General features: G+C 73.8%; 14 protein-coding genes. 10 read left to right on the top strand and 4 right to left on the bottom strand.

What is annotated here, in order from left to right; translation table 11 throughout:
• Window positions 1-19: 19 nt before the first annotated feature.
• The 3 genes from J5Y04_RS10425 (at window position 20) to J5Y04_RS10415 (ending at window position 2,577) form a co-directional block, all read left to right on the top strand.
• Complete coding sequence (locus J5Y04_RS10425) at window positions 20-1,081, top strand: TIGR04222 domain-containing membrane protein (RefSeq protein WP_209411672.1); 1,062 nt, start codon at window positions 20-22, stop codon at window positions 1,079-1,081.
• Window positions 1,082-1,181: 100 nt separating this feature from the next.
• Complete coding sequence (locus J5Y04_RS10420) at window positions 1,182-1,961, top strand: TIGR04222 domain-containing membrane protein (RefSeq protein WP_209411671.1); 780 nt, start codon at window positions 1,182-1,184, stop codon at window positions 1,959-1,961.
• 46 nt (window positions 1,962-2,007) lie between these two features.
• The gene (locus J5Y04_RS10415; protein ID WP_209411670.1) at window positions 2,008-2,577 is read left to right on the top strand and encodes a hypothetical protein; all 570 of its coding nucleotides are present in this window, start codon (window positions 2,008-2,010) and stop codon (window positions 2,575-2,577) included.
• Window positions 2,578-2,698: 121 nt separating this feature from the next.
• Here J5Y04_RS10415 and hemQ read toward each other — a convergent pair whose 3' ends face one another.
• Genes hemQ through J5Y04_RS10400 form a run of 3 tightly spaced genes read right to left on the bottom strand, consistent with a single transcriptional unit; the run spans window position 2,699 to window position 5,486 of the window.
• Complete coding sequence (gene hemQ / locus J5Y04_RS10410) at window positions 2,699-3,424, bottom strand: hydrogen peroxide-dependent heme synthase (protein WP_209411669.1); 726 nt, start codon at window positions 3,422-3,424, stop codon at window positions 2,699-2,701.
• Window positions 3,421-4,857, bottom strand: a complete 1,437-nt coding sequence (gene hemG / locus J5Y04_RS10405; protein ID WP_209411668.1) for a protoporphyrinogen oxidase — start codon at window positions 4,855-4,857, stop codon at window positions 3,421-3,423. The genes hemQ and hemG overlap by 4 nt, the downstream gene beginning before the upstream one ends.
• Window positions 4,858-4,877: 20 nt before the next feature.
• Entirely contained in the window at window positions 4,878-5,486 is a 609-nt protein-coding gene (locus J5Y04_RS10400; protein ID WP_209411667.1) for a Uma2 family endonuclease, read from the bottom strand.
• Window positions 5,487-5,813: 327 nt separating this feature from the next.
• Here J5Y04_RS10400 and J5Y04_RS10395 point away from each other — a divergent pair, with 327 nt between their 5' ends.
• Together J5Y04_RS10395 and J5Y04_RS10390 are read left to right on the top strand one after the other, a co-directional pair.
• Window positions 5,814-6,287, top strand: coding sequence for a DUF523 domain-containing protein (locus J5Y04_RS10395; RefSeq protein WP_307853062.1), 474 nt, complete (start codon window positions 5,814-5,816; stop codon window positions 6,285-6,287).
• A 402-nt stretch (window positions 6,288-6,689) separates the two neighbouring features.
• The gene (locus J5Y04_RS10390; RefSeq protein ID WP_307853042.1) at window positions 6,690-7,478 is read left to right on the top strand and encodes a DUF4349 domain-containing protein; all 789 of its coding nucleotides are present in this window, start codon (window positions 6,690-6,692) and stop codon (window positions 7,476-7,478) included.
• A 98-nt stretch (window positions 7,479-7,576) separates the two neighbouring features.
• Here J5Y04_RS10390 and hemE read toward each other — a convergent pair whose 3' ends face one another.
• Window positions 7,577-8,590 (bottom strand): uroporphyrinogen decarboxylase, encoded by a 1,014-nt coding sequence (gene hemE / locus J5Y04_RS10385; RefSeq protein WP_241003167.1) that lies wholly within the window; start codon window positions 8,588-8,590, stop codon window positions 7,577-7,579.
• A 248-nt stretch (window positions 8,591-8,838) separates the two neighbouring features.
• On the opposite strand from hemE, the gene J5Y04_RS10380 reads away from it, so the two are divergent.
• From J5Y04_RS10380 to J5Y04_RS10360, 5 genes are all read left to right on the top strand, one after another.
• Window positions 8,839-9,501, top strand: coding sequence for a DUF3000 domain-containing protein (locus J5Y04_RS10380; protein WP_209411666.1), 663 nt, complete (start codon window positions 8,839-8,841; stop codon window positions 9,499-9,501).
• Window positions 9,502-9,821: 320 nt separating this feature from the next.
• The gene (locus tag J5Y04_RS10375) at window positions 9,822-10,538 is read left to right on the top strand and encodes a response regulator transcription factor (protein ID WP_148642571.1); all 717 of its coding nucleotides are present in this window, start codon (window positions 9,822-9,824) and stop codon (window positions 10,536-10,538) included.
• Between the two features lie 212 nt (window positions 10,539-10,750).
• A complete protein-coding gene (locus tag J5Y04_RS10370) occupies window positions 10,751-11,995 on the top strand; it encodes a ribonuclease D (RefSeq protein WP_209411665.1) in 1,245 nt (414 codons plus the stop codon).
• Between the two features lie 247 nt (window positions 11,996-12,242).
• Complete coding sequence (locus tag J5Y04_RS10365; protein WP_209411664.1) at window positions 12,243-13,460, top strand: acetyl-CoA C-acyltransferase; 1,218 nt, start codon at window positions 12,243-12,245, stop codon at window positions 13,458-13,460.
• 2 nt (window positions 13,461-13,462) lie between these two features.
• Window positions 13,463-15,592 (top strand): 3-hydroxyacyl-CoA dehydrogenase NAD-binding domain-containing protein, encoded by a 2,130-nt coding sequence (locus J5Y04_RS10360; protein WP_209411663.1) that lies wholly within the window; start codon window positions 13,463-13,465, stop codon window positions 15,590-15,592.
• Window positions 15,593-15,594: the final 2 nt, after the last annotated feature.

Here is a 15,594-nt window from a genome sequence, read left to right as displayed (position 1 = left end):
CATCCGGGGGAATCCGCCCATGTGGCACAACACGTACTTCCTCGTACCAGCCGTCCTGCTGGTCGCCGCCGCGCTCTACGCACCGCAGACCAAGCAGGCGGCCCAGAGGGTCCCGCAGGCCAAGGGCCTGCCCGGGCGCGGGCTGCCGCTGCTCGACACCGCCTTCCTCTCCGGCGGGCCCGGCCGGGTCTTCGACACCGCGTTCGTCCGGATGCACCAGTCGGGCCGGGTCGTCGTCAACCGGGACGGCCTGGTCACGCTGACCGGCGGCCGGCCGTACGACTCCGTCGAAGAGGCGATCATCGAGGCGCTCGGCCCGACCGGGCAGCGCGAGCTGGCCCCGCTGCGGCGCGCGGTGATGCGCTCGGCCGCCGTCCAGAAGCTGGGCGACGGGCTCGCCCACCGCGGGCTGCTGCGCAACCCCGTCCTGCTGCGCCGGGCCAAGGTGGCGCGCCGACCGCTCTGGCTGGCCCTGCTGGTCGTGGTGCTGAGCACCGTCCTCGCCTACGTCCTGGACAACGGCGAAGCGGACCGCCCGGCGCTCTGGATCCCGGCGGTCCTGCTGATCGTCGGACTGGCGTCAGTGATCGTCTCCTGGCCGCTCAAGGGCCGGATCACGCCCGCCGGACGCCGCCAGCTCGCCCTGATGGACACCGGCAAGCCGTGGACGCCAGCCGACGCCGTGACACCCCTGGCGACCGGCGCCGCGCTGCTCGGCGCGATCGCGCTCGGCGGGCTGGCCGCGTCCGGGCTGGAGGACGCGGAGCTCCAGGAGGCGATGCTCGCCGCCGCGGCGGCCGAGGAGGAGGCCGCCAGGGTGGCCGCCGGCATGGCCTCCTCCACGGCGTCGTCCTCCTCCGGCTCCTCCTCCAACCCGGCCACCTGGTGCGGCGCCTCGTCCGACTCCGGCTCCTCCGGTTCGGGCTGTGGCTCCTCCTCCGGTTCGGGCTGCGGCTCCTCCTCCGGCAGCTGTGGCTCGTCCTCTTCGTCCGGTTGCGGCTCCAGCTCCAGCAGCTGCGGCTCCTCGTCCTCCTCCAGCTGCGGTTCCAGCTGCGGCGGAGGCAGCTCCTGCAGCTCGTAGGGTCCGGCCTCGAACTCCCACCGGCCTCCCGAGTCACAGTTCGGTATCGCGGTCCGGGAATCCGTTCCGCCCGGAGTGAAGGCGGGTCTACAACAAGCCCATGTGGTTGCTCTTCCTGATCCCGGCCTGCGCCGCCGCGGTGCTCTCCTGCATCCGGCTGGTCCGGATGGCCGCCACCGCCGACGCGCTCGCCGACCAGGAGGGCCCCCGACCGCCCGAGGCGGTCGGGATCGGCCTGTACGAGACGGCGTACCTGGCGGGCGGACCGGACCGGGTGGTCGAACTGGCACTCGTCCTGATGGCCTCCCGGGGCCGGCTGCACCTCGCCCACACCGGCTGGACCACCGTGGTCGACCCGAGGGGCCGCAGCCGGCTGGAGCGGGCCGTCATCACCACCGTCGGCCCGGACGGCCAGTGCCGCACCGACGACCTGCGCCGGGCGATGGCCGCCCACCCGACCGTGCTGGAGATCGGCGGCCGGCTCGCCCTGACCGGCCTGGCCACCCCGGCACCGGTCCAGCAGAGCACCGTCCTGGTGATCCGGCAGGTCCGGCACGCGCTGCTGCTCTCGCTGGCCCTGATGGCCGGCGCCGTGGCCGTCGGCGGCCTCTCGGACGGTGACGCGCTGGCGCCGCTCGCCTGGTTCTCGCTGCCCCTGGTCCTCACCGCGGGCACCCTGCTGATGGCCCGGGTCGACGTCTACCCGTACACCCGCTGGGCCTCCCCCGTCGGCCAGGAGGTCCTGCGCGAGGTCCGTCCGCCCCGCCAGCACGGCCTCGGCGACGACGACGAGCGCGAACTGCTCACCGCCGTCGCCATGATCGGCCCCGCCGCCGTCCCGGACCCGCGCCTGCGCGCGGCCCTGCGCCACCGGCACTGACCGGAAACCCGGTGCGCCGCCCGGCCTCCCCCGGCAGACTCGCGGCATGAAGCGAACCCCGGGCCCCGCCTCGCCCGTCCCCGCCCTCGACCTGGCCGTACGGGACGGCGGGCTGGTCCGGCTGCGCCGCTCGCTGCCGGGCGCCGACCGCCTGGAGGGCTTCGTCGTCGGCACCGGCCCGGTCTGGACCCTGCTCGCCAACTGCACCGACCACCGCCTCGACGGCTGGACGGCCGTCCGCACCGCCGACCTGCGCAAGGTCCGCCGGATCGGCGACGAGGACGGGCTGACCGTCCGCGCGCTGCGCCGGCGCGGCGACTGGCCGGTCCGCCCGCCGGCCGGCGACCTGCCGCTGGACGACCTGCCGGGCCTGGCCGAGGCGGCGAGCCGGGCGTACGGGCTCATCGCGCTGCACACCGAGGAGAGCGCACCGGACGTCTGCTGGGTCGGCGCCGTGACCGGCGTGCGCCCGAAGTCGCTGCGCCTGCACCGGGTCGACACCGAGGCGCGCTGGTACGACGAGCCGGTGAAGTTCCGGCTGGACCGGATCACCCGGATCGACCTCGGCACCCACTACACCGCGGTCCTGCGCGAGTTCGCGGGCGAGCGCCCCTGAGGACCGCCGCAAACGCCGGGGGGTCACCGGACACGCCGGGGTCACGGGACTCGCCGGGTCACCGGAAGCGCCGAGGGCCGGCTCCCCCTTCCCGGGGGAACCGGCCCTCGCTCGGCCGGGCTCAGACCAGGCCGGCCAGCAGCTCGCTCACCGGCTTGCGGCGGCCGGTGAAGAACGGCACCTCCTCGCGGACGTGCAGCCGGGCGCGGGACGGGCGCAGGTCGCGCATCAGGTCGACGATCCGGTGCAGCTCGTCCGCCTCGAAGGCGAGCAGCCACTCGTAGTCGCCGAGCGCGAACGAGGCCACCGTGTTGGCCCGCACGTCCGGGTAGCCGCGCGCCATCTGGCCGTGCTCGGCGAGCATCGCGCGCCGCTCGGCGTCCGGCAGCAGGTACCACTCGTAGGAGCGGACGAACGGGTAGACGCAGACGTAGTCGCGCGGGCGCTCGTCGGCGAGGAACGCCGGGATGTGCGACTTGTTGAACTCGGCCGGGCGGTGCAGCGCCATGTTCGACCAGACGGGCTCCAGCTCACGGCCCAGAGCGGTGCGGCGGAAGCGGTTGTACGCCTCCTGGAGGTCGTCCGAGTCCTCCGCGTGCCACCAGACCAGGATGTCGGCGTCCGCCCGCAGACCGGACACGTCGTAGGTGCCGCGCACCGTGACGTCCTTCGCGGCGAGCTGGGCGAACAGCTCGTCCACCTCGGCGGCCAGCGCGGTGCGGTCCTCGGGCAGCGCGCCCTTGAGCTTGAACACCGACCACATGGTGTAGCGGATGACCTGGTTCAGGTCGCGCGCCTTCTTCTTCTCGGGCTGCTGCTCCGGCTGCTGCTCAACGGTCTCAGTCATGCGCCCATTGTCCTCTCCGTGACGTTCTCCCCGGTCAGCGGGGTCAACACTTTGTCGAGCGCGTCGACGGCCGTCCGCGCGCTCGCGATGCACGCCGGGATGCCCACCCCGTCGTACGCGGCCCCGCAGAGCGCCAGCCCGCCCACCCGGCCGGCCGCCGCCCGGATCCGCGCCACCCGGTCGAGGTGGCCGACCGGGTACTGCGGCAGGCCGGCCCGCCAGCGGGTGACGGCGGTGTCGTACGGCCGGGCGGTCAGGCCGATCGCCTCGCCCAGGTCGGCCAGCGACTGCGCCACCAGCTCCTCGTCCGACAGGTCCAACGCCTGCTCCTCGTGCAACCGCCCCAGCGAGGTCCGCAGCATGAAGGTGTCCGGGGCCGAACGCTCCAACCAGCCCCACTTGTTGGAGGAGAAGGTGGACGCCTTGATCCGGCGGCCGTCCACCGGCGGCACCAGGAATCCGCTGCCGGCCGGCGGCTCCGGCAGGTCGGCCCGCCGGAACGCCAGGGTGACCAGCGCCATCCCCGCGTACTCGACGCCGTCGAGCTCGGCGGCCGCCCCCGGCGCGTCTGTGCGCAGCAGCCGGGCGGCGGCGGGCGCGGGCACGGCCAGCACCACGGCGTCCGCGTGCAGCGTCGCGCCGTCGCCGGTCACCACTCGCCAGCCGTCGGCGGTGCGCCGCAGCTCCGCCACGGCGGTCCGGGTCCGCAGCTCGACGCCGGCGTCGGCACAGGCCGCGGCGACCGCCACGGGCAGGGTGCCGATACCGCCGCGCAGGCCCTGGAAGACGGGGGTCGAGACGGTCTGCGGCCGGGTGGCCAGCTCGTGCACGCCCTCGACCAGCGAGCCGCCGCCACGGGCGATCGCCAGCAGCTGCGGCACGGCGGCGCGCAGCGAGATCTCGTCCGCGTGCCCGGCGTAGACGCCGCCCAGCAGCGGCTCGACCAGCCGGTCCACCACCTCGCGGCCGAGCCGGTCGGCGACGTAGCGCCCGATCGCGACGTCGTCCGCGACACCCTCGCCGGTGCCTTCGTGCCGGGCCCGTTCCAGCCCCTCGGCGGTCAGCACCCCGGACTTCGCGAGCGCCTCCAGGTCACCGGGGACGCCCATCACCTGCCCGCCCGGCAGCGGCCGCAGGGCGCCGCGCGTCCAGATCGCGGCCTTGGCGGTGGTCGGCGGCTCCAGCTCCGCGCCCAGCCCGACCGCCCGCGCCAGCTCGACCGCCTCCGGCCGCCGGGCCAGCATCGACTCGGCCCCGAGGTCCACCGGGACCCCGCCGACCTCGCCGCCCGACAGCTTCCCGCCGAGCCGCTCGGACGCCTCCAACAGCGTCACCCGGGCCCGCGCGGGCCCGCCTGCCGCCCCGCTGAGAAACGCGGCAGCGGCCAGCCCCGCGATACCGCCACCGATCACCACGACCTGTGCTTGCGCCATGTCCGCAGTCTCGCAGGTCCTTACATCCCCGCCTCAGTCCGCCCGCCCGGGCGCTTCGCCGCCGGCACGAGCGCGTCGAGGTCGATGTCCACGGGGAACGGCACGGGCCGCTGCAGCCGCCCCCGGAAGATCCCGGCGGGGGCGTAGGACGAGGTGGCGGCGTCGAGCTCGTAGGCGTGCACGACCGGCCGCCCGTCCTCGTCCTCGATCACCCAGTAGTGCGGGATGCCGGCCTCGGCGTACTTGCGCACCTTGACGGTGCGGTCGCGGTGCGCGGACTCCGGGGAGACCACCTCGACGACGAGCGAGACCTCGTCGGGCGTGAACTGAGTTCGCTCGGGGTCGTACTCGGCGGTGGTGACGAGCACGTCGGGCTCCGGCCGGTTCCGCCGGTCCAGCTTGATCGTCATCTCCCGTCCCGCACGACTGCCCGGCGGGATCTGGGCCCGCAACGCGACGACCAGGTCGGTGACGAGCTCACCGTGCCACCAACGCTGCGGGGGCAGCCGGAAGACCAGTGCTCCGTCGATCAGTTCGGTGTGCCGCGGCGCCTGCGGCAGGTGGTCGAGGTCCTCGGCGATCCACCCCTCGTCCCGGGGCGGGTACATCCAGCCCGGCAGCTCGCTCATGGGCCCAAGGTAGCGTCTGGGGCGACCGGCGAAGGGGCTCGGATGTATCTGCAGGGTGAGGCGGTCCGCTGCGTTGACGACAGCGACTGGCCGTACATCGTGGAGGTCCGGTTCACGGACGTGGACGGGCGGCAGTGGGCGGTGGTCGACAAGATCGTGATGTTCGGGACCGGCACCCTGTCCGAGGAGCAGTTCGACGCCGGCTTCCCGTACCCGGCGGCGGTCGGCGTCCCCTGCCGGGTCCTCGGCTCCCCCGCCGTCGGCGAGGACGACGAGGTGGTCACCGTCGCCGTCCTGCCCGAGCGCGGCCACGGGCCCGAGGTCCGGGTGCGGCGGCGGCAGCTCGACGCGGCGGAGCCCGTCCTGGTGAGCGCGTGCCTGGCCGGGGTGCCGTGCCGGTACGACGGACGGGCGAGGACGTCGGAGGCGGCGGTCGGGCTGGTCGAGGACGGGCGGGCGGTGGTGGTCTGTCCGGAGGTTGCCGGCGGGCTGGCGACGCCGCGGCCCGCGGCGGAGATCGTCGGCGGCGACGGCGCGGACGTGCTGGACGGACGGGCCCGGGTGGTGGACGCGACGGGGGCGGACTGCACGGAGGCGTTCCTGGACGGGGCGCGGCAGGCGTTGGCCGCCGCCGAGGCGGCCGGGGCGCGGCGGGCGTTGCTGATGGCGCGCAGTCCGTCGTGCGGGTGCGGGCAGGTCTACGACGGGAGCTTCGGCGGGACGCTGCGGGCCGGCGACGGGGTGACGGCGGCGCTGCTGCGGCGGGCGGGTGTCGTGGTGACGGCGGGGCAGGCCGGGTAGCGCCTTGTCCGGGCCGCCGCCGAGCCGTGACCGACTTGCGATCTCCCGGGCGGGTCCGGCCGGCCGTCTTCTCCGTCCAATGGTCCGGACGCCCGGATCGCGGCGCCGGACAAGGGACTTGGGGAGGGCTCGATCGTGGTGCGAGGACGGCGCGGGGCGGGGTACCGAGCGGGGGTGGCGGCCGCGGCGCTCGCGGCCGCGGTGTTGGCCGGGGGGTGCGGCGCCGGCTCCGGGCGGGGCGAGGACGGTGCGGCGGCAGTGGCCAAGCAGGACGCGCCAGCCCCGGCGGCGGACGGGGCCGCGGCAGGCGCGCCCGCAGTGGGCGGGGCCGCGCCCGCACCGCCTTCGGCCACCGCGAAGCCCGGGTCGCCGGCCACCGGCGGGGCGGGGCAGCCGGGCTCCGTGACGGTCGCCGACACCCGGCTGATCGCGTACACGGCGCAGCTGTCGGTGCGGACGAAGGACGTCGCCGCGGCGCTCACGAAGGCACGCGGGCTGGCGGCCTCCGCCGGCGGCTACGTCAGCGCCGAGACGGTGAGCGGCGGGGGCGAGGACGCCGCCGGGCAGAGCGGCCAGATCACCGTCAAGGTGCCGTCCGCGACCTTCCAGCAGACCCTGGAGCAGCTCTCCGCGCTCGGCGAGGTGCTGTCGCGCAGGAGCCAGGCGGACGACCTGACCCAGCAGGTGGCGGACGTGTCGAGCCGGGTGCAGACCCAGCAGGCGAGCGTGGACCGGGTGCGGGCGCTGATGGCCCAGGCGAAGACGCTGGGCGAGATCACCAGTCTGGAGGGCGAATTGAGCCGCCGCGAGGCGGACCTGGAGTCGCTGCAGAAGCAGCTGAAGGAGCTGTCGGCCCGGACCTCCCTCTCCACCGTCACCCTCGACGTGCGGCGCGAGGCCGGTCCCGTCCCCGCCGGGGCGCCGGACAAGGGGAAGGACGAGGGGTTCTGGGCGTCGGTCGGCTCGGCGCTGGGCGGCGGCTGGAACGCGCTGGTCACGATCGTCCGGGCGGTCGCCGTGGCGATCGCCGCGGTGACGCCGTTCCTGCTGGTGCTGGGCCCGGCCGCGCTGGTGTTCTGGCTGGTCCGCCGGCGCCGGTCGCCCGGGCCGGCCCCCGTGGTGCCGCCGGTCCCGGCCCACCTGCCGCACCGGCCGGAACCGGAGGAGGAACGGGAACCGCAGGAGGACTGAGCGGCCGCACGGCGGCGGGCCCCCTCCCGCGGAAGGGGGCCCGCCGCCGTGCGGCCCGTGGCCGTGACGTCCGCCGCCCGTGGCGGACGGCGCCGGGGTCAGCGCGCGCTGGCCTCGTGGACGAACGCGACCAGCCGGCTGAGCGCGTCCGGGTCCATGCTGGGCAGCACGCCGTGGCCGAGGTTGAAGATGTGGCCGCTGGTGCCGAGCGCCTGGGCGGCGTGGAGCACCTCGCGGGCCTTGGTCTCGACGGCCTTGGTGGGCGCGAAGAGCACGGCCGGGTCGAGGTTGCCCTGGAGCCCCTTGCCCGGGCCGACCCGCTCGGCGGCGACGTTCAGCGGCACCCGCCAGTCGACGCCGACGATGTCGGCGCCCGCCTGGCCCATCAGGCCGAGCAGCTCGCCGGTGCCGACGCCGAAGTGGATCCGCGGCACGCCGTAGCCGGCGACGGCGTCGAACACCTTGGTGCTGGCCGGCATCACGGAGCGGCGGTAGTCGTCCGGGGCGAGCGAGCCGACCCAGGAGTCGAACAGCTGGACGGCGGAGGCGCCGGCCTCGATCTGCACCTTGAGGAAGGCCGAGGTGATGTCGGCGAGCCGGTCGACCAGGGCGGCCCACAGCTCGGGCTGCCCGTACATCATGGCCTTGGTGTTCTCGTGGTTCTTGGACGGGCCGCCCTCGACCAGGTAGCTGGCGAGCGTGTAGGGGGCGCCGGCGAAGCCGATCAACGGGGTGGAGCCGAGCTCGTCGACGAGCAGGCCGACCGCCTCGGTGATGTAGGGGACGTCGTCGGGCTCCAGCGGGCGGAGCCGCTGGAGGTCCTCGGCGGTGCGGATCGGGTCGGCGATCACGGGGCCGATGCCGGGCTTGATGTCGACGTCGATGCCGATGGCCTTGAGCGGCACCACGATGTCGCTGAAGAAGATCGCCGCGTCCACCTTGTGCCGGCGCACCGGCTGGAGGGTGATCTCCTTGACCAGCTCGGGCCGCATGCAGGACTCCAGCATGGGGATGCCCTCGCGGACCTTCAGGTACTCGGGCAGCGAGCGGCCCGCCTGGCGCATGAACCACACCGGGGTGTGCGGCACCGGCTCGTGCCGGCACGCCCGCAGGAACGCGGAGTCGTGCGCGGCGCCGCGGCGCGCGGGGGACTGCTGACCGGGGGCGGCGCCGGCCTGGGGGGCTGCCGCGGTGTCTGCCGTTGTCTCGCTCACGGTTCAAATCTTCGCACGCGCTCCGGACCGGACTCCCCGGGCAGGCTCGTCGGTTCCTCCAAGATCTGCCCGGTTTGCCGGTCCCGGCACGCCGCACAGGCGGAAGTTACGGCGATTACCCGGGTTTTCGACCTAGTCTTCGGGTCATGGCAGCGGTCGGCGGGCACCCCGCACAGGGTGGCGGAACAGGTGGCGGAACGAATCGGGAGGCGGCGCCGAGCGAGTTCCGGGCCGCGGTCGAGGCGCTGACGGAGGCGCGGCTGCGCCCCGAGCTCGAACTCTCCTCCGCCCCGGCGCCGCGCCGGCTCGCCCCGCACGCCTTCGCGCTGACCGCCTCGGTGGAGGTGGACGGCGAGGAGCTGGCCGACGGCCGGCTGGTGCTGCTGTACGACCCGGCCGGGCAGGAGGCCTGGAACGGCGACTTCCGCGTGGTGACCATGACCCGGGCGGAGCTGGAGCCGGAGATGGCCGGCGACCCGATGCTCTCCGAGGTCGGCTGGGCCTGGCTGCTGGACGCCCTGCAGGCGCACGGCGCCGGGTACGCGGAACCGTCCGGGACGGTGACCAGGTGCGCCTCGCAGTACTTCGGCGCGCTGGCGGACCGCCCGTCGTCCACCGAGATCGAGATCCGGGCGTCCTGGACGCCGGCCGACGGCCGCTTCGAACGGCACCTCGCGGCCTGGGGGGACCTGCTCTGCATCAGCGCCGGCCTGCCGCCGGCCGCCCCGGCGCAGCAGCAGGCGCCCGACGCCCCGTCACTCGGCGGGGTGGTCCCGATGCCCGCCCGCCGGCGCCCGCGTTCGCACTGACGAGTGGCGTCCGGGCCGGTCGGCCCCGGCACGTCCGACGCCACCCCCAGGGCTGACGGAGTGTGACTTCAGACCCGCTCTGCGTCAATGCCCGGTCAAAACCGACCGATCTGCGATGAATCTGATCGATTTTTGTGCGAATTCGAGGCATGTCGCATCAGTCGTCTGCGCGATTTGTCCGTATTGTTACTCACTAGATCGTGATCTTTCGCTAAAGCCGGGCACGGTTGCTGCCGAAGCAGACTGTGACCCTTTCCAAACGCGGAACACTCCGACCGCCCCCATCGGGGTTCCGTCCGCCACTCCCCGCAGGAGGCCTGGTGTCGGTCCTTCTTGAGCACCCCGCAAACGTGGTCGCCTACCGCCCGACCAAGCCCACCGCCATGGTGGTCATCGCCGATCCCCGTGTCCGAAACACCGTCACCCGGCACCTCTGGGCGCTCGGCGTCCGTGACGTGATCGAGGTGTCCTCGATCGCCGAGGCCCGCCCCCGGGTCTCCACCCCGCGCGACATCTGCGTCGCCGACGTCCACCTCCCGGACGGCTCCGGGCTGACCATCCTGGCCGAGACCCGCGCCGCGGGCTGGCCAAACGGCCTGGCCCTCTCGGCCGCCGACGACATCGGCGCGGTCCGCAGCGCGCTGGCCGGCGGCGTCAAGGGCTACGTGGTCACCGGAACCCGGACCAACGTCGCCATGCCCGGCCGCCCCGGACTGCCGATCGGTGCCGGCGGCCTGGCCGGCCGGATGCGCCGCCCCGGCATGCCGGGCGTGCCGGGTGCGGCCGGTGCTCCGGGTGCGCCCGGAGCTCCTGGCGCACCCGGAGCCCAGCAGGCCGCGTACCGGGAGCTCTCCGGCCGCGAGGTCGAGGTGCTGCGCCTGGTCGCCGAGGGCCAGTCCAACAAGGCGATCGGCGTCGCGATGGGCCTCTCCGCGCTCACCGTGAAGAGCCACCTCGCCCGCATCGCCCGCAAGCTGGGCACCGGCGACCGGGCCGGCATGGTCGCGGTCGCGCTGCGCACCGGCATCATTCACTGACCCGTCGTGGGGCCGCTGCGGCGGCCCAGGAGGAACGTTCCTCCTGGGCCGCCGCAGCGGCTTGCGCACAGTCGTCACGGTGAGCGGGCCGTCACCTCCCGAGCGGCACGGCCCCCGGGAGGCGGCCGGGTGACGGCGCTGTCATATTCACCGACCCGGTCTGACCAGTCCGACAACACTCCCGGTAGCGAGGTCCGTCGTACCCTTGGTGAGTGACCGACGCCGTAGCAGCCATCCCAGAAGAAGCAGCCCCGGTCCCGCTCCTCGAACCGAAGGAGGGGATCCCGCCAGTCGTGGCGGACGAGCGGGCGCTGGCCGCCGTCGTCGCCGCCTTCGCCGCGGGTACCGGGCCGGTCGCCGTCGATGCCGAGCGGGCCTCCGGCTACCGCTACGGCCAGCGGGCGTACCTCATCCAGCTCCGCCGCGCGGGCGCCGGTACCGCGCTGATCGACCCGATCGCCTGCCCCGACCTCAGCGGGCTGGGCGCGGCCCTCGCGGACACCGAATGGGTGGTCCACGCGGCCACCCAGGACCTGCCCTGCCTGGCCGAGGTCGGCATGCGCCCCCAGCGCCTCTTCGACACCGAGCTGGCCGGCCGGATCGCCGGCTTCGCCCGGGTCGGCCTCGGGCCGATGACCGAGAGCGTGCTCGGGCTGAGCCTGGCCAAGGAGCACTCGGCGGTCGACTGGTCCACCCGTCCGCTGCCCGAGCCGTGGCTGCGCTACGCCGCCCTGGACGTCGAGGTGCTGGTCGAGCTGCGCGACGCACTCGAACAGGAGCTGGACGCCCAGGGCAAGCTCGGCTGGGCGCTGGAGGAGTTCGCCGCGATCGTCGCCGCGCCCCGCCCGGCGCCGCGCACCGACCCCTGGCGCCGCACCTCGCAGCTGCACAAGGTCCGCCGTCGCCGCCAGCTCGCCGTGGTGCGCGAACTCTGGCTCACCCGGGACCGGCTGGCGCAGGAGCGGGACGTCTCGCCGGGCCGGGTGCTGCCGGACGCCGCGATCGTCAACGCCGCGCTCGCCATGCCGCTCAACGTCGCCGCCCTGCAGGCCGTCCAGGGCTTCGGGCCGCGCGTCCACCGCCGCCAGCTGGAGCAGTGGCTGGCGGCCGTGCAGCGCGGCCGGGAGGTCCCGGAGAACCAGTTGCCGCCGGCCTCCGCGCCGCACGACGGCCCGCCGCCGCCGCGCGCCTGGGCCGAGAAGGACCCGGTCGCGGCCGCCCGGCTCTCCGGGGCGCGGGCCGCGGTGAGCGAGCTGGCGGAGGCGCGGAACCTGCCGGCCGAGAACCTGATCACCCCGGACCTCGTCCGCCGGGTCTCCTGGGAGCCGCCGGCCGAGGCGAGCGCCGAGAACGTGGCCGCCGCGCTGCGCCGGCTCGGCGCCCGGCAGTGGCAGGTCGACCTGGTCGCACCGGTGGTCGCCGCCGCCTTCGCCAAGGCCGCGGTGGAGCAGGACTGACGCGGTGCCGCCGGGAGACCGGGAGGCACGACACGAAAGGGGACGCCGTCCGACGTCGGCGTCCCCTTCGTCGTACCCGGACGGGGGACGTGTCGCGGGACACACGCGGTGATCGGGCCGCCGGGCCTGGGCAGGTTGGTTACCGGCGGGTAGCATGGCGGGGAAGCGGCGCCGCTCACGTCCTCTCTGCGACGGACGGCGGCAGCCTGCCCACCTCAATCTGTTGGTCCCTGGGAGGAGAGCCCCCGTGCCTCGTACCGCGAGGGACGTCGTCTTCGTCGATGGCGTCCGCACCCCGTTCGGCAAGGCCGGCCCGAAGGGCATCTACCACGAGACGCGCGCCGACGACCTCGTCGTCAAGTGCATCCGGGAGCTCGTGCGCCGTAACCCCAACCTGCCCGTCGAGCGGATCGACGAGGTCGCCGTCGCGGCCACCACGCAGATCGGCGACCAGGGTCTGACGATCGGCCGCACCGCCGCCCTGCTGGCCGGGCTGCCGAAGTCCGTCCCGGGCTACTCGATCGACCGCATGTGCGCCGGCGCGCTGACCGCCGTCACCGCGACCGCCAGCGGCATCGCCTTCGGCGCGTACGACATCGCCGTGGCCGGCGGCGTCGAGCACATGGGCCGCCACCCGATGGGCGAGGGCGTCGACCCGAACCCGCGCTTCGTCTCCGAGAAGCTCGTCGACGAGTCCGCCCTGTTCATGGGCATGACCGCGGAGAACCTGCACGACCGGTTCCCGCACATCACCAAGGAGCGCTGCGACGCCTACGCCGTGCGCTCGCAGGAGAAGGCCGCCAAGGCGTACGCCAACGGCGACATCCAGCCGGACCTGGTGCCGATCTCGATCCGCAACACCAACCCCGAGGTCGGCGAGACCGGCTGGGGCCTGGCCACCGTGGACGAGCCGCTGCGCCCGGGCACCACGATGGAGAACCTGGCGGGCCTCAAGACCCCGTTCCGCCCGCACGGCAACATCACCGCGGGCAACTCGGCCGGCCTGAACGACGGCGCCACCGCGTCGCTGCTGGCCGCCGAGGACGTCGCCGAGGAGCTCGGCCTCCCGGTCAAGATGCGCATGGTCTCCTACGCCTTCGCGGGCGTCGAGCCCGAGGTCATGGGCATCGGCCCGGTGCCGGCCACCGAGAAGGCGCTCGCCAAGGCCGGTCTCACGATCGACGACATCCAGGCCTTCGAGGTCAACGAGGCCTTCGCCGTCCAGGTGCTGGCCTTCCTGGACCACTACGGCATCGCGGACGACGACGAGCGGGTCAACCCGTTCGGCGGCGCGATCGCCTTCGGCCACCCGCTGGCCTCCTCCGGCGTGCGCCTGATGAACCAGCTGGCCCGCCGCTTCGAGCAGCGCCCGGACGTCCGCTACGGCCTCACCACGATGTGCATCGGCTTCGGCATGGGCGGCACCATCATCTGGGAGAACCCCCACTTCGAGGGTGGTAAGTGACCATGAGCACCACGACTGAACTGCTCCAGCACGGCGCCGCCCTGTTCCCGGGCGAGGTCGTCACGACCGCGCACGTGCGCCACCTGGACCTGCCGCTCCAGGCCGGCAAGCTGGCCCTGATCACCCTGGACAACGGCTTCGACCACACCAAGCCGACCACCTTCGGCCCGGGCTCGCTGCTGAAGCTGTCCGTCGCGCTGGACCAGGTCGAGGCCGAGGCCGCCGAGGGCAAGATCGTCGGTGTCGCGATCACCGGCAAGCCGTTCATCTTCGCGGTCGGCGCCGACCTCAAGGGCGTCGAGATCCTCAAGGAGCACGCCGACGCGCTCGCCATCGGCAAGGGCGGTCACGACGTCTTCAAGCGGATCGCCGCGCTGCCCGTCCCCTCCTTCGCCTTCTACAACGGCGCGGCGATGGGCGGCGGCGTCGAGGTCGGCCTGCACGCCACCTACCGCACCGTCAGCGCGGGCGTTCCGGCGTTCTCGCTGCCCGAGGTCTTCCTGGGCCTCGTCCCCGGCTGGGGCGGCTGCACCATCCTGCCGAACCTGATCGGCCCCTCGAAGGCGATCAAGGTCATCATCGAGAACTCGATGAGCCAGAACAAGCAGCTCAAGGGCAAGGACGTCTTCGAGCTCGGCATCGCCGACGCGATCTTCGAGCCGGCCGACTTCCTGGAGCAGTCGCTGCTCTGGGCCGCCAAGGTGCTCAAGGGCGACGTCGTCGTCGAGCGCGAGGAGATCGACCGCGGCAAGGCCTGGGACGACGCCGTCGCCTGGGGCCGCCTGGTCGCCGACGCCAAGGTGCACGGCGCCGCGCCGGCCGCCTACAAGGCGCTGGACATCATCCAGCAGGTCAAGGACCAGGACCTCCAGGCCGGCTTCGACGCCGAGGACGCGGCCCTGGCCGACCTCATCATGAGCGGCGAGCTGCGCAGCGGCATCTACGCCTTCAACCTGGTGCAGCGCCGGGCCAAGCGCCCGTTCGGTGCCCCGGACAAGTCGCTGGCCCGCCCGGTCACCAAGGTCGGCGTCGTCGGCGCCGGCCTGATGGCCTCGCAGCTGGCGCTGCTGTTCGCCCGCCGTCTGGAGGTGCCGGTGGTCCTCACCGACATCGACCAGGAGCGCATCGACAAGGGCGTCGGCTACGTCCACGCCGAGATCGACAAGCTGCTCGCCAAGGGCCGGATCGGCAACGACAAGGCCAACCGCCTCAAGGGCCTGGTCACCGGCTCGCTCGACAAGGCGGCCGGCTTCGGCGACGCGGACTTCGTGATCGAGGCCGTGTTCGAGGAGATGGGCGTCAAGCAGACCGTCTTCGCCGACCTGGAGAACGTGGTCTCGCCGACCTGTGTGCTGGCGACCAACACCTCCTCCCTGTCGGTCACCGAGATGGCCTCCAAGCTGAAGCACCCCGAGCGGGTCGTCGGCTTCCACTTCTTCAACCCGGTCGCGATCCTGCCGCTGCTGGAGATCGTCCGCGGCGAGCAGACCGACGACGCCTCGCTGGCCACCGCCTTCGGCGTCTCGAAGAAGCTGAAGAAGACCGCGGTGCTGTGCAAGGACGCCCCGGCGTTCGTGGTGAACCGGATCCTGACCCGCTTCATGGGCGAGATCCAGACCATCATCGACGAGGGCACCCCGATCGCCACGGTCGAGAAGGGCGTCGAGCCGCTCGGCCTGCCGATGTCCCCGATCATGCTGCTGGAGCTGGTCGGCCCGGCCATCGCGCTGCACGTCTCGGAGACCCTGCACGGGGCCTTCCCCGAGCGGTTCGCCGTCTCGGAGAACCTCGGCAAGGTGGTCAAGGCCGGCAAGCGCGGCTTCTACACCTGGGTGGACGGCAAGCAGGTCCTCGACCCCGAGGTGCTGGAGCTGCTCGCGTTCGGCGACACCGTGCTGACCGAGGAGCAGGTGCTCAACCGCTCCCTGGAGGCCGTCGCGCAGGAGATCGGCCTGATGCTGGAGGAGGGTGTCGTCGGCGAGGCGCAGGACATCGACCTCTGCATGATCACCGGCGCCGGCTGGCCCTTCCACCTGGGCGGGATCACCCCGTACCTGGACCGTGAGGGCGTCTCGGAGCGGGTGAACGGCAAGCGCTTCCTCGCCCCGGGCGTGGCCTCCGTGCCCGCCTAGGC

The sequence above is a fragment of the Kitasatospora sp. RG8 genome (assembly GCF_017813315.1).
In the GTDB taxonomy this organism is placed as follows: Bacteria; Actinomycetota; Actinomycetes; order Streptomycetales; family Streptomycetaceae; genus Kitasatospora.
This window is presented reverse-complemented; position numbering and strand designations above follow the sequence as displayed.

Coding starts and splice junctions, on each gene's coding strand:
- J5Y04_RS10415 (WP_209411670.1), top strand. CDS start 2,008: ATGAAGCGAACCCCGGGCCCCGCCTCGCCCGTCCCCGCCCTCGACCTG.
- J5Y04_RS10360 (WP_209411663.1), top strand. CDS start 13,463: ATGAGCACCACGACTGAACTGCTCCAGCACGGCGCCGCCCTGTTCCCG.
- hemQ (WP_209411669.1), bottom strand. CDS start 3,424: ATGACTGAGACCGTTGAGCAGCAGCCGGAGCAGCAGCCCGAGAAGAAG.
- J5Y04_RS10380 (WP_209411666.1), top strand. CDS start 8,839: ATGGCAGCGGTCGGCGGGCACCCCGCACAGGGTGGCGGAACAGGTGGC.
- hemG (WP_209411668.1), bottom strand. CDS start 4,857: ATGGCGCAAGCACAGGTCGTGGTGATCGGTGGCGGTATCGCGGGGCTG.
- J5Y04_RS10425 (WP_209411672.1), top strand. CDS start 20: ATGTGGCACAACACGTACTTCCTCGTACCAGCCGTCCTGCTGGTCGCC.
- J5Y04_RS10400 (WP_209411667.1), bottom strand. CDS start 5,486: ATGAGCGAGCTGCCGGGCTGGATGTACCCGCCCCGGGACGAGGGGTGG.
- J5Y04_RS10420 (WP_209411671.1), top strand. CDS start 1,182: ATGTGGTTGCTCTTCCTGATCCCGGCCTGCGCCGCCGCGGTGCTCTCC.